The organism is Phaeobacter sp. PT47_59 (assembly GCF_028890025.1).
GTDB lineage: Bacteria > Pseudomonadota > Alphaproteobacteria > Rhodobacterales > Rhodobacteraceae > Phycobacter.
Map to the genome: position 1 here is coordinate 168,681 of NZ_JARCJL010000002.1, position 22,129 is coordinate 190,809.

Below are 22,129 nucleotides of genomic sequence, written 5' to 3' on the forward strand. Positions count from 1 at the left end.
TGTTTGCACCTGTGTGGCTCATCATCAGCCCTCCCATAGCGGGGTGGAAAGATATTTGAGGCCGCTGTCGCAGATCACGATGGCCACGGTGCCGCCCTTTTCCGGGCCGCGCAGCAGCTGGATTGCGGCAGCAAGGTTGGCGCCCGAGGAATAGCCGCCAAAGATGCCTTCGCGCCGGGCCAGCAAGCGGGCATGGGTCTCGGCCTCTTCTCTTGAAACGGAAAGATACCCGGCTAGCGGGATGTCTTTCAGATGCGCCAGATCCGCCATCACATAGCCGCCACCCTGGATCGGGTGTTCGGGGCGGGTCACTGCGCATCCGGCCAGGGCTTCTGCGCCTGTCGGCTCCACCGCATAAGAACGCACGCCTTGTCCAGCGAAGAACCGCGCCGCGCCGCCCAGGGTGCCGCCCGATCCCGCAAAATCGCAAAAGGCGGTGACGGTGCCGCCGGATTGTTGCCAGATCTCGGGCGCGGTGCCGCTGGCATGGGCGGCCGGGTTGCCCGGGTGGGCGAATTGATCGGCGCGAAAGGCCTCCCGGTCCTTGGTCAGGCGCCGGGCCTCTTCTTCGACCAGCGCCAGATCGGCGCCCGAAACCTCGCCCGCACGGCTGCCTGCCGCCTGCGGCACGATCACCACCTCGGCGCCGAGGGCGCGCATCATCCGGGCGCGTTCCACGGAATTGCCCGCGCTCATCACTGCCACGAAGGGGTGACCCAGCACCCCGCAGACGATGGCAAGCCCGGTGCCCATGTTGCCCGAGGTCAGCTCGACCACGGTTTGCCCCTCAGACAGGGAGCCATCGGCCCGCGCGGCCTCGATGATGGCGCGGGCTGCGCGGTCTTTCTTGGAGAAGCCGGGCATCAGGTAGTCCAGCTTGGCGAGGATGCGCCCTTCAAGGCCCAGATCCGCCGTCAGGCGCGACAGTTCAACCAGCGGCGTGTTGCCGATGGCATCGATGACCGAGGGAAGAGGGTGGCTCATTGGATCACCCCCAGCGCTTTGCCCACCTTGCCAAAGGCGGTGAGGGCACGTTCCAGCTCGTCCCGCGTCAGGGCCGCGTTCATCTGGGTGCGGATGCGCGCCTGTCCACGCGGTACGACGGGGAAGAAGAAGCCCGAGACATAGACCCCTTCGTCAAAGAGCTGCGCCGCCATATCCTGCGCCAACTGTGCCTCGCCCAGCATGATTGGCACGATGGGATGCTCGCCCGGCAACAGATCAAAGCCGAGGCTTTCCAGCCCTGCGCGCCAGAATCTTGTGTTCTCGAACAGGCGCGCGCGCAGTTCTGCGCCCTTTTCCACAAGGCGCAGCGCCTCGATCCCGGCGGCAACGATGGAGGGCGGCAGCGAATTGGAGAACAGATAGGGCCGCGCCCGCTGCCGCAGGAGGTCGATCACTGGCTGCGGCCCGGCGATGTAACCGCCGATGGCCCCCCCGAGTGCTTTGCCCAATGTTCCCGTCAGGATGTCCACATCGACGCCGAAATGATCCGGCGTGCCCGCGCCATTTGGCCCCATGAAGCCCGTGGCGTGGCAATCGTCCACCATGACCACGGCATCGTACTTGTCCGCCAGCGCACGGATTTCCGGCAGCTTGGCCAGGTAGCCATCCATCGAGAAGACGCCATCTGTGGCGATCATGATATGGCGCGCACCGTCCTCGCGGGCCTGTTTCAGCCAGGCCTCCAGATCGTCCATGTCGCTGTTGAGGTATCGATAGCGTTTCGCCTTGCAAAGGCGCACCCCGTCGATGATCGAGGCATGGTTAAGACTGTCGGAAATGATCGCATCCTCTGGCCCCAACAGCGGTTCGAACAGCCCGCCGTTGGCATCGAAACAGGCGGCAAAGAGGATGGCGTCATCCTTGTCCAGGAACTTGGCCAGCTTCTGCTCCAGTTCGCGGTGGATGTCCTGCGTGCCGCAGATGAACCGGACCGAGGCCATGCCGAACCCCTTGCCCTCCATCACACCCTGCGCGGCCGCGATCAGATCGGGATGATCCGCCAGCCCAAGGTAGTTGTTGGCACAAAGGTTGATCACTTCATGACCGCCCACCGTGATCTCTCCCCCCTGCGGGGAGGTGATCATTCGCTCTTTCTTGTACAGACCATCGGCCTTGATGCTGTCCAGGGTGTTGGAAATATCGGTCAAAAAGGCAGATGCCATGGGGGGATTCCTTCTGCGATCGGATGAAATCTATCATAACGGAGGTGTTTCCGAAATAGGGGAATTCATCATTGCGGAAAAATATCCGTGAAACCGGATTTGAAGCTAGGGGAAACCGCGTGCCTGCCATATGCGCGACAGGTCATGCAGATTTAGCCCGCGGGTTGGAAATCAACCGTTCTTGACGATCAAAAACACCCGGGCCGCGCCACCTTCTGCGGTGATCTTATGGGGAATGTCGGCGGCGTAGCGGGCTGTGTCCCCGCCGTGCAGGCGCATATGGGCGCCGCCGGATGTGACGCTGATATCGCCCTCCAGCACTGTCAGATGCTCTGCCGTGCCGCGCCCATGAGGCTGGCTGTCCAGGGTACCGCCTGCGTCGAATGCGATGTCGTAGACCTCGTGCCCGCCAGCATCCTCGGGCGGGGAGAGGATGCGGATCCGGCAGCCCTGACCCATGTTGTCGATGGTGGGCACATCGCCTGCGCGCAAGACCTCGATCCGATCCGCCTTGTCACCGGAATCCAGCAAGCCCGCAAAATCCACCTGCAGCGCACGGGTGAGGTTCCACAGGGTGGCAATGGTGGGACTGCTCTCGCCGCGTTCGATCTGGCTCACCATCGAGCGTGAAACCCCCGACAGATGCGCCACCGCTTCCAGGCTAAGACCCTTGGCGCGGCGGGCCTCTTTTAGGCGCGCGGGCAGCAGTGTCAGGATATCGTCTGTTTTGTCCGACATAACGGAAGCCTGCGCCCGATGTAGAAAAATGTCAATGACGGCACGTTTGGCAAGACAGCGGATGCTGCATCTGCATAATGCGCGCAACTGACTCGTGAGGAGAGAGAAAATGACAGATATCGTGATCCTGGACGGCGCCCGGACCGCCATCGGCACCTTCGGCGGCGCACTGGCCAATACCGCGCCCATCGACTTGGCGACCGTGGCTTCCAAGGCGGCGATGGAGCGTTCTGGCGTGGCGCCGGAACAGATTGGCCATGTGGTCTTTGGCCATGTGATCAACACCGAACCGCGCGACATGTACCTGTCCCGCGTGGCGGCGATGCAGGCGGGTGTGCCCAATGGCACCCCGGCGATGAACGTGAACCGTCTGTGTGGCTCGGGCGCGCAGGCGATCGTCTCGGGCATCCAGTCGCTGATGCTGGGCGATGCGGATTTCGCGCTGACCGGCGGCGCCGAGAACATGTCGCGCAGCCCCTTCATCATGCAGCAGCAGCGCTGGGGCGCGAAGATGGGCGATGTGAAATCGCTCGACATGATGCTGGGCGCGCTGAACTGCCCCTTTGGCACCGGCCACATGGGCGTGACGGCTGAAAACGTCGCGGACGAACACGACATCACCCGTGAGCAGATGGATGAATTCTCGCTCGCCAGCCAGACCCGCGCGGCAGCGGCGATCGAGGCCGGCTATTTCGCCAGCCAGATCACGCCGGTCGAGGTCAAGGTGAAGCGCGACATGGTGCCCTTCGAGGTGGATGAACACCCCAAGGCGACCTCGCTGGAGGCGCTGGCGGGCCTGCGCCCGGTGTTCAAGAAGGATGGCCGCGTGACCGCGGGCAACGCTTCGGGCATCAACGATGGCGCGGCGGCGATTGTTCTGGCACGGGCCGAGGCGGCTGAAAAGGCGGGCCTCACCCCCAAGGCACGTGTGGTTGGATACGCCCACGCCGGTGTGCGGCCCGAGGTGATGGGCATCGGCCCGGTTCCCGCGGTGCAGAACCTCTTGAAGAAAACCGGCCTCAAGGCCAGCGATTTCGACGTGATCGAATCGAACGAGGCCTTTGCCGCCCAAGCGTTGGCGGTGAACAAGGAGCTGGGTCTGGACCCCGCGAAAGTGAACCCGAACGGCGGCGCCATCGCGCTGGGCCACCCGGTAGGCGCAACCGGCGCCATCATCACCATCAAGACCCTTTACGAGCTGGAACGCACCGGCGGCAAGCTGGGCCTGATCACCATGTGCATCGGCGGCGGTCAGGGCATTGCCCTGGCAATCGAACGCCTCTGATCCATCACAGATAGCGCGCGCGGCACTCCCGCGCGCGCTCGGGATCCGGCGGCTGCGCCGCCGCACGCCTTGCGCCCAAATAGATCGTTATCCACCCTCTCAACCGATGCTAGCCTGACTCACTCTTCAGAATTTCCTCAACCAAGAACATGTCACGGATGACCTGTTTGTCAGCTTCTCGGATTGTCACGTTATCGTAATATTGTCGCCCGTTAAACCGAACGATGGTTGACTTCGAAGCGGCAATTTTTTCCAGAGTAGACCGGAGATCGGCATCAACGGTAACGTCAATCCACTCCCATATTTCTGAATCGTTATCTCGTTTCCAGTCCATATATGGCAGCCTTACGGTCTCACCATCAATGTTGAGTGCAGCATTCTGAACAAATAGCCAACTGTCATTGGTGTAGTTCAAGCGCATTCGAAGCCATACTCTCCCACTGTTCTGTCCTGCGTAAACGGCTAAGTAGGATCGAGTATCGGTATAGCGCGGAGTGTTAGGGTGCTCATAGAAAACGTTGCCGTTAAACTCATCGGTCTCTTTCTTCATGCGCCGAAGAATTGACGTTCGCTTTTCTTCAACGGCAGCAGCATATCGGTTGGCTTTTTGTTTGAAGGTCGGATCACTTGGATCGAGTGCCGCCAATGCGCTGTAGCCGTCTCTGTTCGCTTCAGCGTTAGAAGCTGGTAAAGGGCGGACATAATTCAATATAATGTTAATCGCTTCAATGCGCATTTTATCTTGCAAGCCATCAAGGCTGTCTGAACTCTCCACGGCTTCGATCAAGTGCACGGCAGACCTTTTTGACAAAGCATCCAATAAGGCGGGTGAAATTTCATCACTGGTTGAAGCTGATAACACTTCTTCCGAACTTGAACTCTGGCTCTGGTCTAAATCTTGCCTGCCAAATGCTCGATCATAGCAAGAGAGCCGAACCGCATCGTCACCGATTTTTACACAATCTTCTTGTGCGGCCGCAGGTGTGGAGATGGTGAAGATAAGTATCAAGCGAGCAATTCGCATACTCTTATGCTCCCATAGTTATAGGCTTTATTGATATTAGAGTATTCGTCTCAATAGGAGCAAACTTTGGCATGATATAAACAGGTCATCAAGCCGTAGGCAGGAACGCACTCGTCTGCTGCGTCCCGCACAGACAGCCTACGTGGTTTGCGCAAGTTGCCGTTTTCAAAATTACTTCGGTTATTGGCGCGGTGCGTCAGAGCAAGTCGGATCGTCAGGCCAATTTAGAGAACAAGCGCCAGCAGCCCCACACACAGTCCACCGACACCCGCTCCGATCAGGGCCGGGGCGAGCCAGCTCCAGGAACCGCGTTTCTGCGTCTCGCCGCCTTGCACCTGGGCAATCAGGGCGCGCTCCACCAGCGCTGGCAGGCGGGGGCCGAAGCGGGCCATGACCTGCGCGGTGCTGATCAGGTCCGAGGCCACCGCGCGCGGGCCGATGGATTTCTTGATGTAATCCTCGACCACGGGGCGGGCGGCTTCCCAGATGTTGATATGGGGATCGAGTGAGCGCGCGACACCTTCGACCACCACCATGGTGCGCTGCAACAGGATCAGCTCGGTCCGAGTTTCCATGCCAAAGCGCTCGGTCACCTCGAACAGGTAATTTAGCAGACGCCCCATCGAGATATGGCTGGCATCCATGCCGAAGATCGGCTCCCCCACCGCGCGCAGGGCACGGGCGAATTCATCCACGTCGCGGTTGGCGGGCACATAGCCGGCTTCGAAATGCACCTCGGCGACGCGTTTGTAGTCGCGGCGGATGAAGCCGAACAGGATCTCGGCATAGACCCGGCGGGTGTATTCGTCGATATGGCCCATGATCCCGAAATCATAGGCGATGATGTCACCATTGGCGGCGACCTTGAGGTTGCCCTGGTGCATATCGGCGTGGAAGAAACCGTCGCGCAGGGCGTGGCGCAGGAACAGGGTCAGCACTCGCGCGCCCAGCTCCTGCCGGTTGTGGCCTGCGGCATCGATGGCGTCATTGTCACCCAGCGGCACCCCATCGGCCCAGCCCAGCGTCATCACCCGGCGTGCCGAATGATTCCACTGTACCTGCGGCAGGGTGAAGCCTTCGTCCTGGCCGGTATTGGCGGCAAATTCCGAGGCGGCGGCGCTTTCCAGGCGCAGGTCGAGCTCGCCCTGCACCACGCCGTCGAAATGTTCGATCACGTCGATGGGGCGCAGGCGCCGTGCGCCGGGGGCAAAGAGGTCCACGATCCGGGCCGCGAAATAGAAGGCATCCACGTCCTTCTTGAAGGCGCGCTCAATGCCGGGGCGCAGCACCTTTACGGCGACATATTCGCCGGTATCGGCAAGGCGTGCCCGGTGCACCTGCGCGATGGAGGCCGCGGCGATGGGTTCGCTGAATTCGGAAAAGACCTCATCCACCGGGCGACCCAACTCCTTTGCCACTTCTGCCATGGCGGCTTCGCGCGGGAAGGGGGGCAGCTTGTCCTGCAGCACGCGCAGCTGCTGGGCCAGATCGTCGCCCACCACATCGGGGCGGGTGGACAGCACCTGTCCGAACTTGATGTAGGCCGGTCCCAGCGCGGTGAGGGCGCGGGTGGCGGGCGGCATCTTGGTGTCGCCCTTGTAGCCCAGCCATTTGAACGGCCAGCCAAGGGTATGGGCCAGAATGCGCAGGGGTTTGGGGGCCTCGAAGGCATCCAGCACCACGTTCATGGCGCCGGTGCGCTCCAGCGTGGCGCCGGTGCGGATCAGGCGGATGATGTTATGGGGGCCGCGCATGGCTCAGATCTTCCAGCCGGAGTGCAGCGCGGCGATGCCCATCGACAGGTTGCGATACTTGGCATTGGCAAAGCCCGCGTCCTTGACCATCTGCAGGAAGGTCTCCTGATCGGGGAACTTGCGGATCGATTCCACCAGATACTGGTAGCTGTCATAGTCATTGGCGATCAGCTTGCCCATGCGCGGGATCACGTTGAAGCTGTAAAGGTCATAGAGCTTCTGCATCCCGTCATTGGGGAGCTGCGAGAACTCCAGTACCATCAGGCGGCCACCCGGTTTCAGCACGCGGTAGGCCTCTTCCAGCGCCTTTTGCGGGCGGGTGACGTTCCGAATGCCAAAGGAGATCGTGTAGACGTCGAAGGTATTGTCCTTGAACGGCAGCGCCATGGCATCGCCGGTGACCCAATCCAGGCTGTCGGCCATCTGGGCGGCTTCGGCGCGCAGGCGGCCTTCTTCCAGCATCGGCCGGGTCAGGTCCAGCACGGTCGAATGGCCGGATCCGGCACGTTTCAGGAACCGAAAGGAGATATCGCCGGTGCCGCCCGCCACATCCAGAAGGCGCTGACCGGGGCGCGGCGCCAGCCAGTCCATCATCGCATCTTTCCAGATGCGGTGGATGCCGACGCTCATCACATCGTTCATCACGTCGTATTTCGAGGCAACAGAGTTGAATACACCCTGCACGCGACCCGCCTTTTCCCGCTCGGGAACGGTTTCGAACCCGAAATGGGTGGTTCTATCCTGTGTATCGCTCATGCGGCTTGCCGTTTTCGTTGCTTCGCCCCAGTTATAGGGCGCTTAAGGGTGGGCACAATGCGGCCCATGGGCCAAACATGCGTCTATAGGGTGTCAGGAGCGATGTAATGCCAGAATTGCCAGAGGTCGAGACGGTACGCCGCGGTTTGGCGCCTGCGATGGAGGGCGCGGTGATCGCGCGGGCCGCGGTGAACCGCCCGGATCTGCGCTGGCCCTTCCCCGATCGCATGGCCGAGCGGCTGACCGGCGCGCGGGTCAACGCGCTCAGGCGGCGGTCGAAATACATCCTGGCGGATCTCGATACGGGGGAAACCCTGCTGGTGCATCTTGGCATGTCGGGGCGGATGACGGTCTCGGGCGATCCCCTGGGGCAGTTCGTGCACGACCACCCGCAGGCACAGAAACATGACCATGTGGTGCTGGACATGGACAATGGCGCCCGCATCACCTTCAACGACCCGCGCCGCTTCGGGGCGATGGATCTTCTGGAGACGGCGACGGCCGAACAGCACAAGCTCTTGTCGGTGCTGGGGCCGGAACCCCTGGGCAATGATTTCCACGAAGATCACCTGATCGCCGCCTTCAAGGGCCGCAACACGCCGGTGAAATCGGCGCTGCTGGATCAGGGAATCATCGCGGGTCTTGGCAATATCTACGTCTGCGAGGCCCTGTTCCGGGCCGGGATTTCGCCCAAAAGGAAGGCAGGGCAGATTGCCGCGCCACGGGTGGCCGCTTTGGTGCCGATCATCCGCACCGTGCTGGAGGATGCTATCCGGGCAGGCGGCTCCTCGCTCAAGGATTTTCGCCAAGCCAATGGAGAGCTTGGATATTTCCAGCACACATTTGATGCCTACGGCCGCGAGGGGGAGCCGTGCAGGCGCGAGGGATGCAACGGAACCATTGCGAGAATCACCCAATCGGGGCGATCGTCTTTCTACTGTGGCAAGTGCCAAAGATAGCTTGAACGAGATGTGTCTCGTGATAATGACTCGTTTCTGAACGGAACAACTGAAAGCGATACCCATGGCCTATGAGACGATCAACGTCGAAGTGAAGGACCACGTTTGCCTCATCAAGCTGAACCGACCCGAAGCGTTGAACGCGCTCAATCAAGAGCTGCTGACCGAACTCTGCGCCGCCCTGGATGAAGCCGACGCCAGCGACAAGGTGCGCTGCATCGTTCTGACCGGATCCGAGAAGGCATTTGCCGCGGGCGCCGACATCAAGGAGATGTCGGAGATGAGCTTCACTGAGGTGTTCTCGACCAATCTCTTCGCCTTCGTGAATGATCGCATCGAGGCCATCCGCAAGCCGATCATCGCGGCCGTGTCCGGCTATGCGCTGGGCGGTGGCTGCGAGTTGGCGATGCTCTGCGATTTCATCATCGCGGCGGATAGCGCCAAGTTCGGCCAGCCCGAGATCAATCTGGGCGTCATCGCCGGGATCGGCGGCACCCAGCGTCTGACCCGTTTCGTGGGCAAATCCAAATCCATGGACATGAACCTCACCGGTCGCTTCATGAGCGCCGAAGAGGCTGAGCGCGCCGGGCTGGTGTCGCGCGTGGTTCCGGCCAAGAAGCTGATGGAAGAGGCCATGGGCGCGGCGCAGAAGATCGCCGAGAAATCCCTGCTGACCGCGATGGCCGTCAAGGAAACCGTGAACCGCTCTTACGAGATGCCGCTGAGCGAAGGCATGCTGTTTGAGCGTCGGGTGTTTCACTCGATGTTTGCCACCGAAGACCAGAAGGAAGGCATGGCCGCCTTCCTGGAAAAGCGCGAAGCGCAGTTCCGCGACAAGTAATCCGCACGCGGGCATATCGAATAGGAAAGGGCAGGCCGGACCTGCCCTTTTTCGTGACGGGATGCCGTTTCCATTGGCCTTGCCAAGGAGGAGCCATCTCTGTATAGACCGCCGTCATACATGCGCGTGCAGCCCGCCTAGGCTAGAATCACACCGGTGAACTGATCCGGGTCCGGCTGGCATTGCGCCCATTGAACAACACGAACCCGATACAAAGGTCAGACATCATGGCAAATTCGCCCCAGGCAAAAAAGCGCGCCCGTCAGAACGAGAAACGCTTTGCCGTCAACAAAGCCCGTCGTTCGCGCATCCGCACCTTCCTGCGTAAAGTCGAAGAAGCAATCGCATCCGGCGACAAGGAAGCCGCAACCGCAGCCCTGCGCGCCGCTCAGCCGGAACTGATGCGCGGTGTGACCAAAGGCGTTTACCACAAGAACACCGCCTCGCGCAAAATCTCGCGCCTGGCGGCCCGCGTCAAAGCGCTGGGCTGATTCTTAAGAATATTGGGAATTTCCCGCTTTGGGTTTCCTGCAAAGGCGTCGCGTTTCGCGGCGCCTTTCTTTTTTGATCTCATGTTGAGCCAGTGCTGCAGTTGCGAGAGATTCTTTGCGATGAAAGCGCGAGTCAATATCATAGTTTCGTTGCCGCTTCCCCTCACAAGTTGCTACCACTGTTTCAGCGATTCACTCGCTGGGGGACAGGCTGCTCGCGATGATCTTAACGGGCATTAAGATCATTCCTGAGTGTTCGGAAAACTGCGCCAAATGGCAGCGTGATCCGATCCTAGAGCTGTGCCGGATAGTCCGGCACGTAGTCCTGTTTTGACATTGGTGCATATCGACTAAACGCGTGTGGTGCGGCGGTCGAAGGATGTTGCGTTGCGACGCGATCTCTACCGCCCGCTTCGGGTTCTGCGGCTGGTTCTGCTGGTACGCACCAATATGCCTGTGTGTGAACGTGCCTCCTAAAAGGGGGCTTGATGAAATGATAGGTCGAACAAGGGCCGCTGCTATTGGGGATGCACGAGGCGCAGCATGACGGAAGAAAAATGGGGACAGCTCAGAAAACGACTGCTCAAGACGGTCGGCCAAAACAACTTCACCACCTGGATCGAACCGCTTGAATTCAGCGTTGTCGAGGAAGGTGTCGCGGTATTCCATGTGCCGACAAATTTCATGGGAAATTACGTCAGCCAGAACTTTGCCGATCTTATCCTGCATGAGCTGACCCTGTCAGGGGAACCGGTGCAGCGGCTTGCCTTCAAGGTGCCTGCCAATTCGCCCGTGCGCCCGGTTCGCCAGGTCGAACACGTGGCCGAACCCTTTGCGGAACTGGCCGACAGGGATGAGGCAGTAGAGCAGGGCGCGGCTGCGCGTGCTGCTTCCGATGCGCCTGCGATGGTGTCGCCTTCTGCTGGTTCGCGCGACGGGTCGGATATGATCCAGGCTGCACCGCTGGACCCGCGCTTCACCTTTGACAGCTTTGTGGTCGGCAAGCCGAACGAACTGGCCCATGCCGCCGCGCGGCGCGTGGCCGAAGGCGGCCCGGTCACCTTCAACCCGCTGGTGCTGTATGGCGGTGTCGGCCTGGGTAAGACCCACCTAATGCATGCCATCGCCTGGGAGTTGAAAGAGCAGAATCCGCATCTGAACGTGCTGTACCTGTCGGCGGAACAGTTCATGTACCGCTTCGTGCAGGCCCTGCGCGAGCGCAAGATGATGGACTTCAAGCACCTGTTCCGTTCGGTCGATGTGCTGATGGTGGATGACGTCCAGTTCATCGCCGGCAAGGACTCCACACAGGAAGAATTCTTCCACACCTTCAACGCCTTGGTCGATCAGAACAAGCAGATCATCATCTCTGCGGATCGCGCTCCGGGTGAAATCAAGGATCTCGAGGACCGGGTGAAATCACGCCTGCAGTGCGGTCTGGTGGTCGATCTGCACCCCACCGATTACGAGCTGCGTCTCGGCATCCTGCAGACCAAGGTGCAGCAGCACCGCGAAACCTATCCCGATCTGGAAATCGCCGATGGCGTGCTGGAATTCCTGGCCCATCGCATTTCCACCAACGTGCGCGTTCTCGAAGGCGCCCTGACGCGGCTCTTTGCCTTCGCCTCGCTCGTGGGGCGCGAGATCGACATGGATCTGACCCAGGATTGTCTGGCGGATGTTCTGCGTGCCTCCGAGCGCAAGATCACCGTCGAGGAGATCCAGCGCAAGGTATCGGAATACTACAACATCCGCATGTCCGACATCATCGGCCCGAAACGCCTGCGCTCCTATGCGCGTCCGCGCCAGGTGGCGATGTATCTGTGCAAGCAGCTGACCAGCCGATCGCTGCCGGAAATCGGCCGCCGGTTCGGCGGGCGCGACCACACCACCGTGATGCATGGCGTCAAGCGGATCGAAGAGCTGAAGACCTCCGACGGGCAGATCGCCGAGGACGTGGAAATGCTGCGCCGGGCGCTGGAAGCGTAAGCCTCTGCAGCATTGGAAACAGCGATAAGGCCCCGGATCGACCGGGGTCTTTTTGCATGCGCGGGGCAATCTGCGCGTGTCTGCAGGCAACGCTGCCCTCCGTTTTGCGGCGCTTGGGCCAATGGCCCCTTGACGCTACCGGCTTTCCCTTGGAGAACTCGATAAAAAGCCTTGTATGGCAGGGGTAACACGCTAATTTGCTGGTCCCGGCCATTGCCTGAGGCAAGACAAAGAGGACAAGGGACATGAAGATCAGCATCGAACGTGGCACGCTTCTCAAGGCTGTGGCGCAGGCACAGTCGGTTGTGGAGCGTCGCAACACCATTCCGATCCTCGCCAATGTGCTGATCGAGGCTGAGGGTGACACCGCCCAGTTCCGCGCCACGGACCTTGATATCGAAGTCGTGGATAAAGCCCCCGCGCAGGTGGAACGTGCCGGCGCCACCACGGTTGCCGCCACCACCCTGCATGAAATCGTGCGCAAGCTGCCCGATGGCGCGCTGGTCACGCTGACCGCCGATGCCGCAACTGGCCGCCTGACGGTCGAGGCGGGCCGCTCGAACTTCTCGCTGGCGACCCTGCCGCGCGAGGATTTCCCGGTGATGGCCTCCTCCGAGTATCACTCGAATTTCACCGCCAATGCAGCCATGCTGCGGCGCCTGTTCGACAAGTCGAAATTTGCGATTTCGACCGAGGAAACCCGCTATTACCTCAACGGTGTCTACATGCATGTGGCCGACAGCCCCGAGGGCGGCAAGGCGCTGCGCTGTGTGGCGACCGACGGTCACCGCCTGGCGCGGATCGATGCGCCGCTGCCGATGGGCGCCGAGGATATGCCGGGCGTGATCGTGCCGCGCAAGACCGTGGGCGAGCTGCGCAAGCTGCTGGACGATGACGAGATGGACATCGCGGTCTCGGTCTCGGAAACCAAGGTGCGCTTTGCCACGCCGAATATCACCCTCACCTCCAAGGTGATCGACGGCACCTTCCCCGACTACACACGCGTCATTCCCATGGGCAACACCCGCCGCCTGGAAGTGGATGCGGCAGAATTCGCCAAGGCGGTGGACCGGGTTGCAACCGTGTCCTCGGAACGTTCGCGCGCGGTGAAGCTGCAGCTGGAAGAAGACCGTCTGACCCTGTCGGTCAACGCGCCCGACAGCGGTGCCGCCGAGGAAGAGCTGGCCGTGGCCTATAGTGATGAACGTCTCGAGATCGGCTTTAACGCCAAGTATCTCTTGGAGATCGCCAGCCAGGTGGACCGTGAAAACGCTGTCTTCATGTTCAACTCCTCCGGCGATCCGACCCTGATGCGTGAAGGCAGTGACGAAAGCGCCGTCTATGTCGTCATGCCGATGCGGGTCTGACGCGCGCAGCGACTCACTCAACACCAGGAAAGGGGCGCCCTAAGTGCTTGCCCTGACAGAGTTGACCATGTCCCACTTCCGCTCGCATCTGCGGGCGGAATTGCATTTGGACGGGCGGCCGGTGGCGCTGTTCGGTCCCAATGGGGCGGGCAAGACCAATATCCTGGAGGCGGTGTCGCTATTTTCCCCGGGTCGTGGCCTGCGCCGTGCCAGTGCCGCCGAGATGACCCGCCGCCCCGAGGCGCTGGGGTGGAAGCTGAAGGCGGTGCTGCGGGCGCCGGATCAGGCCTATGAGGTGGAAACCTGGTCCGAGGGCGGCAATGCCCGGCAGGTCAGGATCGACAACAAGGCTTCCAATCAGATCGTGCTGGGGCAGATCTGCCGGGTGGTCTGGCTGATCCCGGCGATGGACCGGCTCTGGATCGAGGCGGCGGAGGGGCGCCGCCGGTTTCTGGACCGCATCGTGCTCAGCTTTGATCCCGGCCATGCCGAGGCGACGCTCTCTTACGAAAAGGCGATGCGCGAACGCAACCGCCTGCTGAAGGATCAGAACCGCGATCCGGCCTGGTACAAGGTGCTGGAGCGCCAGATGGCCGAGGCAGGACACCGGATCAATGCGGCCCGTATCGCCGCGGTCGGATTGCTACAAGAGGCGCAGGGACAGGCCGAAACCGCCTTTCCCGTGGCAGAACTGGAGCTGATCCAGAGCGAAGGCAGCATGCCCGATACCGAGGATGACCTGCGCGAGGCACTGGCGGAAAGCCGGTTCCGCGATCTGGCGGCGGGGCGCACGCTGGTTGGGCCGCATCGCACCGATCTGATCGGCACCTATGCCGCCAAGGGGGTTCCGGCCCGCGATTGTTCCACCGGCGAGCAGAAGGCGCTGCTGGTCTCGTTGATCCTGGCCAATGCCCGTGCCCTGTCCGCCCGCGAGGGGGCGCCGCCCATCGTGCTGCTGGACGAGGTCGCCGCCCATCTGGATGCTGCCCGCCGCGCGGCCCTTTACGACGAGATCTGCGCCCTTGGCGCACAGGCCTGGATGACCGGCACCGAGGCAGAGCTGTTTGCAGAGATGGATGCCCGCGCCCAGATGTTTGAAATCACCGATACGGGCGATGGCTCGGTCATCGAGAGCCGGTCATGAGCCTCACGCCCTGGGATCTGGTGCTTTATGCAGGCGCGCTGTTCGTGCTGTTTCTGACGCCGGGACCGGTCTGGCTTGCGCTATTGGCGCGGGCGGTGTCGGGCGGTTTTCACGCGGCGTGGCCGCTGGCGCTGGGGGTGGCCTGTGGCGATATCCTATGGCCGCTGGTGGCGGTGGCGGGCATGTCCTGGCTGGTCTCGGAATTTGCAGGGATCATGACCGCGCTGCGCTGGATTGCCTGCCTGATGTTTCTGTTCATGGGGATCACCCTGATCCGGCACGCGGGCGTGCGTATCCGGGAGAACAGCGCCCTGTTGCGGCCTGGCACCTGGGCGGGCTTCATGGCCGGGATCGCGGTGATCCTGGGCAATCCCAAGGCGATCCTGTTCTACATGGGGCTGTTGCCGGGGTTCTTTGATCTTTCGGCGGTCACCTGGATCGATGTGCTGGCGATTGTCACCCTGTCGTTCATGGTGCCGCTAATTGGCAACCTGGCGCTGGCCGCACTGGTACATCGGGTGCGCGCGCTTCTGTCGTCGCCCCGGGCGCTCAAACGCGTCAATACGATCTCTGGCGTCTTGCTGATCTGTGTCGGGCTGATCATCCCCTTCTCGTGACAGCGGCGATCAGGCGGGGGGTGCCAGCCAGGCCTCTAGGAACGGACGCAGCGCCTCAAGCGGGGTCGCGGTATTGGGGCTGGACATGCAGAACCAGATGGCGATCACCTGATTGAGGAAGGCCTGAATGCCCTCGGCGAGGAAATCTGGCGCACAATCGCTGCGTACCTCTCCGGCCTTTTGCAGTGCCTCGATCCATGCCGCCCAGATGCCGATCTGCCGGTAGAAGCTTTCGGTGATGACCTCATCCGTTTCGGTACCGGTCGAGCCCGAATAGCGCAGCAAGAGGTCAAAGATCACCCGATCCCCGGCGATATAGTCCAGAAGCGGCGCAAGCCGCTGCAACAGCGCCTCGCGGCTGTCCGGGGTGCCTTCCGCCTCCATTTCGTCGAGAAAGCGCATCACCTCGGCGCCGATCAGAACAGCCAGCAGCCCGTCCTTGTCACGGAAGTGGGAGAACAAGGTCCCCTTGGCCACGCCTGCACGTTTCACCACGTCTTCGACCTTGAGGCCGCTGTAGCCTTCTGAGGCGACCAGAGCGGAGGTGACCTCCAGGAGTTTGGCGCGGGTTTCGAGGCGTCGTTTCTGCGGTTGTCTTGACATCAGCCGTCCTTGCAAAATTATTTTGACCTCGGTCAATTTAAATATTGACCAGGGTCATTTTGTGAGTCATTAAAGTGACCAAGGTCAATTTAGTTGTAGGAAGTGTCAAATGTCCACCAAGAAAATCATCATCCTGAACGGTCACCCCGGCGACAGCTCGCTGTCGAAATCCCTGTGCGATGCCTATGCGTCCTCGGCCAAGGCCAAGGGGCATGCGGTGCGCTATCACGATATCTCTGCCATGGAGTTTGACATGGACTACGGGCAGGGCGGTTACAGCAATCCCAAGCCGCTGGAGCCCGATCTGGAGGCCTTCCTTGCAGATCTGGAGTGGGCTGATCATGTGGTGGTGGCAACGCCGCTGTGGTGGGGGGCGATCCCGGCAAAGCTGAAGGGCATCTTTGATCGTGCCCTTTTGCCCGGGCGGACCTTTGACACCCGCAATCCCAATATGTTCGGTGTGCCGGCACCCATGCTGACCGGCAAGACGGCCCGCGTGCTGCTCACCTCGGATACGCCGCCGCTGTTGCTGCGACTGATGTACAGCAATGCGATCAAGAAGATCATCAGCCGCCAGATCCTGGGTTTTGTAGGGGTGAAACCCACCCGGTTCTCCTCCTTTGCACCGGCCACGGATGCGGGCGGCAAGAAGGTTGAAGGCTGGTTGCAAAAAGTCGCCGGTCTGGGTGCAAAAGCGGCTTGAATCGTCAAAGAAAAAAAGGCGCCTGCGCGTGACATTCCCCCCCGGACTGCGTATAAAATCCGAAAGCAAAAACAGGAACGCGCGAATGTCCGGAAACGAGCACGCCCCCAACGAATATGGTGCGGATTCCATCAAGGTTCTCAAAGGCTTGGAGGCGGTTCGCAAGCGCCCCGGCATGTATATCGGCGATACCGATGATGGATCTGGCCTGCACCATATGGTCTATGAGGTCGTCGATAACGGCATCGACGAGGCGCTGGCGGGCCATGCCGATGCCGTGACCGTGAAAATCCACCCGGATTCCAGCGTCTCTGTCAGCGACAACGGGCGCGGGATTCCGGTGGACATCCACCCCGAAGAAGGCGTCTCGGCAGCCGAGGTCATCATGACCCAGCTGCACGCGGGAGGCAAATTCGACAGCAACTCCTACAAGGTGTCCGGCGGTCTGCACGGGGTGGGGGTTTCCGTTGTGAACGCGCTGTCGGACTGGCTGGAACTGCGCATCTGGCGCAACGGCAAGGAACATATCGCCCGGTTCGAGCGTGGCGACACGGCGAAACATCTGGAGGTCGTGGGCGATTGCGGCGATCGCACCGGTACCGAAGTGCGCTTCCTGGCCTCGACCGATACCTTTTCCAACCTCGAATACTCGTTCGAAACGCTGGAAAAACGCCTGCGGGAACTGGCTTTCCTGAATTCCGGCGTGCGGATCATCCTGGTCGATGAACGTCCGGCGGAACGGCTTGAGACCGAGCTGTTCTACGAGGGCGGCGTCAAGGAGTTCGTCAAGTATCTCGACCGTTCCAAAAGCCCGGTCATGGATGCGCCGATCTACATCACCGGTGAAAAGGACGATATCGGGGTCGAGGTGGCGATGTGGTGGAACGACAGCTACCACGAAACCGTGCTGCCCTTTACCAACAACATTCCCCAGCGCGACGGCGGCACCCATGTGGCGGGCTTCCGCGGAGCGCTGACGCGGACCATCAACAACTACGCGCAGTCTTCGGGCATCGCCAAGAAAGAGAAGGTCTCTTTCACCGGGGATGATGCGCGCGAAGGTCTGACCTGCGTTCTGTCGGTCAAGGTGCCGGATCCGAAGTTCTCCTCCCAGACCAAGGACAAGCTGGTCTCCTCCGAGGTGCGCCCGGTGGTGGAAAGCCTGGTGAACGAGAAACTGGCCGAATGGTTCGAGGAAAACCCGAACCAGGCCAAGGAGATCGTCGGCAAGATCATCGAGGCCGCCTTGGCCCGCGAGGCGGCCCGCAAGGCGCGCGAACTGACCCGGCGCAAGACGGCGATGGATGTGAACTTCCTGGCCGGTAAGCTGAAGGACTGCTCGGAAAAGGATCCCTCCAAGACCGAAGTCTTCCTGGTGGAGGGTGACTCGGCGGGTGGGTCCGCCCAGACCGGCCGTGACCGCCAGACCCAGGCCATCCTGCCCCTGCGCGGTAAGATCCTGAACGTGGAGCGCGCGCGCTTTGACCGGATGCTGGGAAGCCAGGAGATCGGCAACCTGGTGATGGCGCTTGGCACCGGCATCGGCCGGGATGAGTTCGACATCTCCAAGCTGCGCTACCACAAGATCGTGATCATGACCGATGCGGACGTGGACGGTGCGCATATCCGGACGCTGCTGCTCACCTTCTTCTACCGGCAGATGCCGGAACTGATCGAAGGCGGGTATCTCTACATCGCCCAGCCGCCGCTTTACAAAGTGGCGCGCGGCAAATCCGAGGTCTACCTGAAAGACCAGGCGGCGCTGGATGACTACCTGATCCATCAGGGCGTCGAAGGCGCGGTGCTGCGGCTGGGATCCGGTGAGGAAATCACTGGCCAGGATCTGACCCGCGTGGTCGATGAGGCGCGCCAGCTGAAACGAGTGCTGGATGCCTTCCCGACCCATTATCCCCGCCACATTCTGGAACAGGCCGCCGTGGCAGGCGCCTTTGTCCCCGGTGCGGTGGATGCGGATCTTCAAGGTGTTGCAGATCGCGTGGCCGCGCGTCTGGACCTGATCGCGCTGGAGTATGAACGTGGCTGGCAGGGCCGGATCACCCAGGATCACGGCATTCGCCTGGCCCGGATCCTGCGCGGCGTCGAAGAGGTGCGCACGCTGGATGGGCCGATGCTGCGTTCGGGCGAGGCACGCAAGACCGGCAGCTTCACCAAAAGCCTGCAGGACATCTACGGGCAGACCGCGACCCTGGTGCGCAAGGACCGCAGCCAGTTGATCCACGGGCCGCTGGGGCTCTTGCAGGCGATCCTGGAAGAGGGCGAAAAGGGCCTGTCGCTGCAGCGCTACAAGGGACTGGGTGAAATGAACCCCGATCAGCTGTGGGAAACCACCCTAGACCCGGATGCCCGCACCCTGCTGCAGGTGCATGTGGATGACATGGCTGAAGCCGATGATCTGTTCACCAAGCTGATGGGCGACGTGGTCGAACCGCGCCGCGAATTCATCCAGAAGAACGCGCTGAGCGTCGAAAACCTCGACTTCTGAGCCGTTCTGGAGTTGCGCAGCCCTGGGCGTTTGTTCTCGGGGTTGCGGAACCGCAGTGTGGGATCACACAGTGTCGGCCTTGGTGCGGGCCATCTCTGGTGTTTCCCGGTGTCTCTCTCGCGCGCCCTTGCCTGCCGTTCGAACGCCCAGGCTGAACGAATTGGGTCGAACGCCTTTGGTACGCCTACGGTATCCGTGTCGGCGGCGAGGAACAGCTGCCAAAAGGTGGCCCAAAGGCTCTCGGGCAAGGATCAGGTGCTGCAGCCGGGGCTGCCTGGCCCCCGCGGTTCTGTTACGACAGATCCGGCAGCCCGTTGATTTCCTTTTCAATGCTCAATTGCTGGGAAATCCAGGCCGCGAACATCTTGATCAGTTCCAAGTCGCTGCTTTCAAACGGTGCCCTTGTTTCGGATGAGGTGAAATTCACCGTTCCGAACAATGTGCCGTCCACGATCAGCGGCACTCCGATGTAGGTTTCCAGTACAAACAGACTGTAGCAGGGATGGGGGCCACAGGCATTGTCTTGAGAAGAGTTGCAGGCGACCGGTCCGTTGGTTTCCAGCGCCCTGGCGCAGCAGCAATCCGCAATCTTGAAAACGCTGCCACGTTCGATTTCGGCAATCTCAGAATGGCTGTAAAGAACGGTATAGGTCTCGCCCCGCACCCAGCTCACCAGCGCGGAATCGGTCTGGAAATGGGCGCAGCCCATCTTCAGGATCTCATCGATCTTCTGTGCGGTATCCAGGCTTTGATCGGAAGAGACGCGATAGAGGTTCGCCAGCAGTTCCTCGAACGCGCGGGTTTTCGAAATGTCGCGGGTGATCCCGAAATAGCCCAGCACCTCCCCGTTGGCACCCCGCATCGGGCCGCCAGTGGTTTCGCCCAGAAACACCTTGCCGTTAGCCCGTAGATAGTTGGCTTCGTAGTTGTGATCTGTCGCCGAGCCGGTCTTGTTGAAATGGGCGGTGCCGGCCTCCTGAAAGGCGTCTTTGTTCGGGTAGAGGATTTCGGTGCTCTGCCCGATCAGCTGATCGATCGTATAGCCAAACATGGCCAGTGCCGCATTGTTCGCCCAGACGATTTCGCGCTCCTCGTCGGCCACGATAACCGCCTCGGGCAGGTCGCGAAACAGACCGGGAATGGAGACCCTTCCCAGTCTGATGTTGGCGGCTTCTTCCGGGCGGTTCTGTAGCTCGGTCGCGCTGTCAGGCATAAATGGCACCTCTATCAAAGGCAAAAACTAAATGCGCCACAATGGCGCCCTCTCCAGCGTTAGACCTAAATATGTCGTGTGCTGGCCTTCGTACGTCACTCAATGAAAGAAAATGAAAAAGAAGAGCGGAAAATGCAAGTTCAAATTTCCACTTTTAGGTGTCAAGGTGAAACTATAATCCCCTTATTGGCGGAAGTTTCCGCAGGGGCAGCCTTCGGTGCTAAAGGGCTATTGCGCCGAGATGATCTTCTCCCCGCGCGCGGGCGAGCTTCATCTGTTTCTGCCGTTCGCGGAACCGGGCCTTGTCTGCTTCGGATGTTTCGGAAATGCAAAGGTGGCAAGAGACACCTGCCTCGTATTCCTCTCGCAGCTTGTCTTCGGGTACTAGCGGGCGTCTGCATCCGTGGCACAGTTCGTGGGGACCTTCCTTCAGCCCATGTCCAACGGAGACGCGGTTGTCGAAGACAAAGCATTCCCCCTGCCAACTGCTGTCTTCCTGCGGCACCTCTTCAAGGTAGCGCAGGATCCCGCCCTTGAGGTGGTAGACCTCCGGAACGCCCTGCCCCAGAAGGTAGTTGGTCGATTTCTCGCAACGGATGCCGCCGGTGCAGAACATGGCGATACGCTTGTTGTGAAACCGCTCCTTGTTGGCTTCCCACCAGGCGGGGAATTCGCGGAAACTTTCGGTCTTGGGATCCACCGCGCCCTCAAAGGTGCCGATGGCCACCTCGTAGTCGTTGCGGGTGTCGATCACCACCACATCGTCGGCACGGATCAGGTCGTTCCAGTCCTCGGGTTCGACGTAGTTGCCGACGCGGGCCTTCGGGTCCACGTCCGGCTGGCCCATGGTGACGATCTCTTTTTTCAGGCGCACTTTCATGCGGCCAAAGGGAGCCTGCTCGGCAGTGGCCTCTTTCCATTCCAGCTCGCTGCATCCGGGCAGGTTGCGGATATGGGCCAGAACCGCATCGATCCCGGCGCGGGGGCCGGCGATCGTGCCGTTGATGCCTTCTCGCGCCAGCAGCAAAGATCCTTTGACATCCTGCGCGCGGCACAGCGCCAGCAGCGGCTCCCGCAGGGCGGCAGGGTCGGGGAATTGGGTGAAGTGATACAGGGCAGCGATCGTGTACATGGTCAGCCCTTTACACCAGGTTGGGAAATTCCCGCAAGGTCGCGCCTTGCGTCTTCCTGGCTTTGCTGCGCGCAAATTTGTCGCGCTGGGACCGTGACAACTCTGCCCGGCAGGCGCGTTCTTGTCATTGACCCGACGACAGCTGCATCCTACCCGTTGAAAAGATGGAACAGGAGGTTCTTATGGCCACGGCCCTGATCGTAATTGATGTGCAAAACGATTTCTGTGCAGGCGGGGCGCTTGCCGTCCCAGGCGGAGAAGAGGTCGTGCAGCCGATCAACGCCATGATGGAGCACCACGATGCGGTGATCCTGACCCAGGACTGGCATCCGGCGGGGCATTCCTCTTTTGCGACAAGCCATCCGGGAAAGGCGCCCTTCGATCTTGTGGACTTGGCCTATGGGGCGCAGGTGTTGTGGCCGGATCACTGCGTGCAGGGCACGACGGGCGCCGCCTTTCGCGATGATCTGCGACAGGATGGCGATCTCATCATCCGTAAGGGGTTTCGCGCCGCGGTGGACAGCTATTCGGCCTTTTTCGAGAATGACAAGGTGACCCCGACCGGGCTGGAAGGTTACCTGCGCAACCGGGGTATCACGGATCTGACCCTGGTTGGTTTGGCCACGGATTTCTGTGTCGCCTATTCGGCGCTGGATGCGGCGCAACTGGGGTTTGATGTGCGCGTTGATCTTGCCGCCTGTCGCGCGATCGACATGGATGGATCTCTGGCATCGGCATTGGAGCAGATGCAGGCCAAGGGTGTGAAACTGATCCAGGCCTGAGATTTAGTGATTCATAAAGGGGCATTCGTCTATCACTAGGGCGAAGTGCACGTGCAGGGA

20 protein-coding genes are annotated in these 22,129 nt (G+C 61.0%); 11 read left to right on the top strand and 9 right to left on the bottom strand.

Annotated elements, in window-relative coordinates; genetic code table 11:
• Positions 1-24 precede the first annotated feature (24 nt).
• From PXK01_RS02540 to PXK01_RS02550, 3 genes are all read right to left on the bottom strand, one after another.
• Positions 25-984, bottom strand: coding sequence for a PLP-dependent cysteine synthase family protein (locus tag PXK01_RS02540; protein WP_274858739.1), 960 nt, complete (start codon positions 982-984; stop codon positions 25-27).
• Positions 981-2,168, bottom strand: a complete 1,188-nt coding sequence (locus PXK01_RS02545) for a glycine C-acetyltransferase (protein ID WP_274858740.1) — start codon at positions 2,166-2,168, stop codon at positions 981-983. Before PXK01_RS02545 ends, PXK01_RS02540 begins: the two co-directional genes overlap by 4 nt.
• Positions 2,169-2,339: 171 nt before the next feature.
• Entirely contained in the window at positions 2,340-2,906 is a 567-nt protein-coding gene (locus PXK01_RS02550; RefSeq protein ID WP_274849376.1) for a helix-turn-helix domain-containing protein, read from the bottom strand.
• Between the two features lie 109 nt (positions 2,907-3,015).
• Here PXK01_RS02550 and PXK01_RS02555 point away from each other — a divergent pair, with 109 nt between their 5' ends.
• On the top strand, positions 3,016-4,191 hold the full coding sequence (locus PXK01_RS02555; protein WP_274858741.1) for an acetyl-CoA C-acyltransferase family protein: 1,176 nt from the start codon (positions 3,016-3,018) through the stop codon (positions 4,189-4,191).
• Positions 4,192-4,300: 109 nt separating this feature from the next.
• Here PXK01_RS02555 and PXK01_RS02560 read toward each other — a convergent pair whose 3' ends face one another.
• The 3 genes from PXK01_RS02560 to ubiE form a co-directional block, all read right to left on the bottom strand.
• On the bottom strand, positions 4,301-5,215 hold the full coding sequence (locus PXK01_RS02560) for a hypothetical protein (RefSeq protein WP_274858742.1): 915 nt from the start codon (positions 5,213-5,215) through the stop codon (positions 4,301-4,303).
• A 224-nt stretch (positions 5,216-5,439) separates the two neighbouring features.
• A complete protein-coding gene (gene ubiB, locus PXK01_RS02565; protein WP_274858743.1) occupies positions 5,440-6,969 on the bottom strand; it encodes a 2-polyprenylphenol 6-hydroxylase in 1,530 nt (509 codons plus the stop codon).
• A 3-nt stretch (positions 6,970-6,972) separates the two neighbouring features.
• Entirely contained in the window at positions 6,973-7,725 is a 753-nt protein-coding gene (gene ubiE, locus PXK01_RS02570) for a bifunctional demethylmenaquinone methyltransferase/2-methoxy-6-polyprenyl-1,4-benzoquinol methylase UbiE (protein WP_274847714.1), read from the bottom strand.
• A gap of 107 nt (positions 7,726-7,832) precedes the next feature.
• Between ubiE and mutM the strand changes: the two genes are divergently transcribed.
• The 7 genes from mutM (at position 7,833) to PXK01_RS02605 (ending at position 15,133) form a co-directional block, all read left to right on the top strand.
• Complete coding sequence (gene mutM / locus PXK01_RS02575) at positions 7,833-8,684, top strand: bifunctional DNA-formamidopyrimidine glycosylase/DNA-(apurinic or apyrimidinic site) lyase (protein ID WP_274858744.1); 852 nt, start codon at positions 7,833-7,835, stop codon at positions 8,682-8,684.
• 64 nt (positions 8,685-8,748) lie between these two features.
• On the top strand, positions 8,749-9,525 hold the full coding sequence (locus PXK01_RS02580; protein ID WP_274847717.1) for an enoyl-CoA hydratase: 777 nt from the start codon (positions 8,749-8,751) through the stop codon (positions 9,523-9,525).
• A gap of 227 nt (positions 9,526-9,752) precedes the next feature.
• Positions 9,753-10,016, top strand: coding sequence for a 30S ribosomal protein S20 (gene rpsT, locus PXK01_RS02585; protein ID WP_192964631.1), 264 nt, complete (start codon positions 9,753-9,755; stop codon positions 10,014-10,016).
• Between the two features lie 543 nt (positions 10,017-10,559).
• On the top strand, positions 10,560-12,005 hold the full coding sequence (dnaA, locus tag PXK01_RS02590; RefSeq protein ID WP_274858745.1) for a chromosomal replication initiator protein DnaA: 1,446 nt from the start codon (positions 10,560-10,562) through the stop codon (positions 12,003-12,005).
• A gap of 245 nt (positions 12,006-12,250) precedes the next feature.
• Entirely contained in the window at positions 12,251-13,372 is a 1,122-nt protein-coding gene (gene dnaN, locus PXK01_RS02595) for a DNA polymerase III subunit beta (protein ID WP_274847719.1), read from the top strand.
• A gap of 43 nt (positions 13,373-13,415) precedes the next feature.
• Positions 13,416-14,516, top strand: coding sequence for a DNA replication/repair protein RecF (recF, locus tag PXK01_RS02600; RefSeq protein ID WP_274847720.1), 1,101 nt, complete (start codon positions 13,416-13,418; stop codon positions 14,514-14,516).
• Positions 14,513-15,133 (top strand): LysE family translocator, encoded by a 621-nt coding sequence (locus tag PXK01_RS02605; protein ID WP_274847721.1) that lies wholly within the window; start codon positions 14,513-14,515, stop codon positions 15,131-15,133. Before recF ends, PXK01_RS02605 begins: the two co-directional genes overlap by 4 nt.
• A 9-nt stretch (positions 15,134-15,142) precedes the next feature.
• Here the strand turns inward: PXK01_RS02605 and PXK01_RS02610 are convergent, their stop codons facing one another.
• A complete protein-coding gene (locus PXK01_RS02610) occupies positions 15,143-15,736 on the bottom strand; it encodes a TetR/AcrR family transcriptional regulator (RefSeq protein WP_274858746.1) in 594 nt (197 codons plus the stop codon).
• Between the two features lie 109 nt (positions 15,737-15,845).
• Here PXK01_RS02610 and PXK01_RS02615 point away from each other — a divergent pair, with 109 nt between their 5' ends.
• Positions 15,846-16,439, top strand: coding sequence for an NAD(P)H-dependent oxidoreductase (locus PXK01_RS02615; RefSeq protein WP_274858747.1), 594 nt, complete (start codon positions 15,846-15,848; stop codon positions 16,437-16,439).
• An 85-nt stretch (positions 16,440-16,524) separates the two neighbouring features.
• A complete protein-coding gene (gyrB, locus tag PXK01_RS02620) occupies positions 16,525-18,942 on the top strand; it encodes a DNA topoisomerase (ATP-hydrolyzing) subunit B (protein WP_274847724.1) in 2,418 nt (805 codons plus the stop codon).
• 292 nt (positions 18,943-19,234) lie between these two features.
• On the opposite strand, the gene PXK01_RS02625 is transcribed toward gyrB, so the two are convergent.
• Both PXK01_RS02625 and trhO read right to left on the bottom strand, forming a co-directional pair.
• Positions 19,235-20,155, bottom strand: coding sequence for a PAS domain S-box protein (locus tag PXK01_RS02625; RefSeq protein ID WP_274858748.1), 921 nt, complete (start codon positions 20,153-20,155; stop codon positions 19,235-19,237).
• A gap of 220 nt (positions 20,156-20,375) precedes the next feature.
• Complete coding sequence (trhO, locus tag PXK01_RS02630; RefSeq protein WP_274858750.1) at positions 20,376-21,287, bottom strand: oxygen-dependent tRNA uridine(34) hydroxylase TrhO; 912 nt, start codon at positions 21,285-21,287, stop codon at positions 20,376-20,378.
• Positions 21,288-21,469: 182 nt separating this feature from the next.
• On the opposite strand from trhO, the gene pncA reads away from it, so the two are divergent.
• Positions 21,470-22,069, top strand: coding sequence for a bifunctional nicotinamidase/pyrazinamidase (gene pncA / locus PXK01_RS02635; RefSeq protein ID WP_274858751.1), 600 nt, complete (start codon positions 21,470-21,472; stop codon positions 22,067-22,069).
• Positions 22,070-22,129 lie beyond the last annotated feature (60 nt).

Bases quoted from the DNA above. Each gene is read 5' to 3' on its own strand.
- ubiE (WP_274847714.1), bottom strand. From the start codon at position 7,725: ATGAGCGATACACAGGATAGAACCACCCATTTCGGGTTCGAAACCGTT.
- rpsT (WP_192964631.1), top strand. From the start codon at position 9,753: ATGGCAAATTCGCCCCAGGCAAAAAAGCGCGCCCGTCAGAACGAGAAA.
- PXK01_RS02610 (WP_274858746.1), bottom strand. From the start codon at position 15,736: ATGTCAAGACAACCGCAGAAACGACGCCTCGAAACCCGCGCCAAACTC.
- gyrB (WP_274847724.1), top strand. From the start codon at position 16,525: ATGTCCGGAAACGAGCACGCCCCCAACGAATATGGTGCGGATTCCATC.
- dnaA (WP_274858745.1), top strand. From the start codon at position 10,560: ATGACGGAAGAAAAATGGGGACAGCTCAGAAAACGACTGCTCAAGACG.
- PXK01_RS02625 (WP_274858748.1), bottom strand. From the start codon at position 20,155: ATGCCTGACAGCGCGACCGAGCTACAGAACCGCCCGGAAGAAGCCGCC.
- mutM (WP_274858744.1), top strand. From the start codon at position 7,833: ATGCCAGAATTGCCAGAGGTCGAGACGGTACGCCGCGGTTTGGCGCCT.
- PXK01_RS02580 (WP_274847717.1), top strand. From the start codon at position 8,749: ATGGCCTATGAGACGATCAACGTCGAAGTGAAGGACCACGTTTGCCTC.
- trhO (WP_274858750.1), bottom strand. From the start codon at position 21,287: ATGTACACGATCGCTGCCCTGTATCACTTCACCCAATTCCCCGACCCT.
- ubiB (WP_274858743.1), bottom strand. From the start codon at position 6,969: ATGCGCGGCCCCCATAACATCATCCGCCTGATCCGCACCGGCGCCACG.
- PXK01_RS02545 (WP_274858740.1), bottom strand. From the start codon at position 2,168: ATGGCATCTGCCTTTTTGACCGATATTTCCAACACCCTGGACAGCATC.
- PXK01_RS02555 (WP_274858741.1), top strand. From the start codon at position 3,016: ATGACAGATATCGTGATCCTGGACGGCGCCCGGACCGCCATCGGCACC.
- pncA (WP_274858751.1), top strand. From the start codon at position 21,470: ATGGCCACGGCCCTGATCGTAATTGATGTGCAAAACGATTTCTGTGCA.
- PXK01_RS02540 (WP_274858739.1), bottom strand. From the start codon at position 984: ATGAGCCACCCTCTTCCCTCGGTCATCGATGCCATCGGCAACACGCCG.
- PXK01_RS02550 (WP_274849376.1), bottom strand. From the start codon at position 2,906: ATGTCGGACAAAACAGACGATATCCTGACACTGCTGCCCGCGCGCCTA.
- dnaN (WP_274847719.1), top strand. From the start codon at position 12,251: ATGAAGATCAGCATCGAACGTGGCACGCTTCTCAAGGCTGTGGCGCAG.
- PXK01_RS02605 (WP_274847721.1), top strand. From the start codon at position 14,513: ATGAGCCTCACGCCCTGGGATCTGGTGCTTTATGCAGGCGCGCTGTTC.
- PXK01_RS02560 (WP_274858742.1), bottom strand. From the start codon at position 5,215: ATGCGAATTGCTCGCTTGATACTTATCTTCACCATCTCCACACCTGCG.
- PXK01_RS02615 (WP_274858747.1), top strand. From the start codon at position 15,846: ATGTCCACCAAGAAAATCATCATCCTGAACGGTCACCCCGGCGACAGC.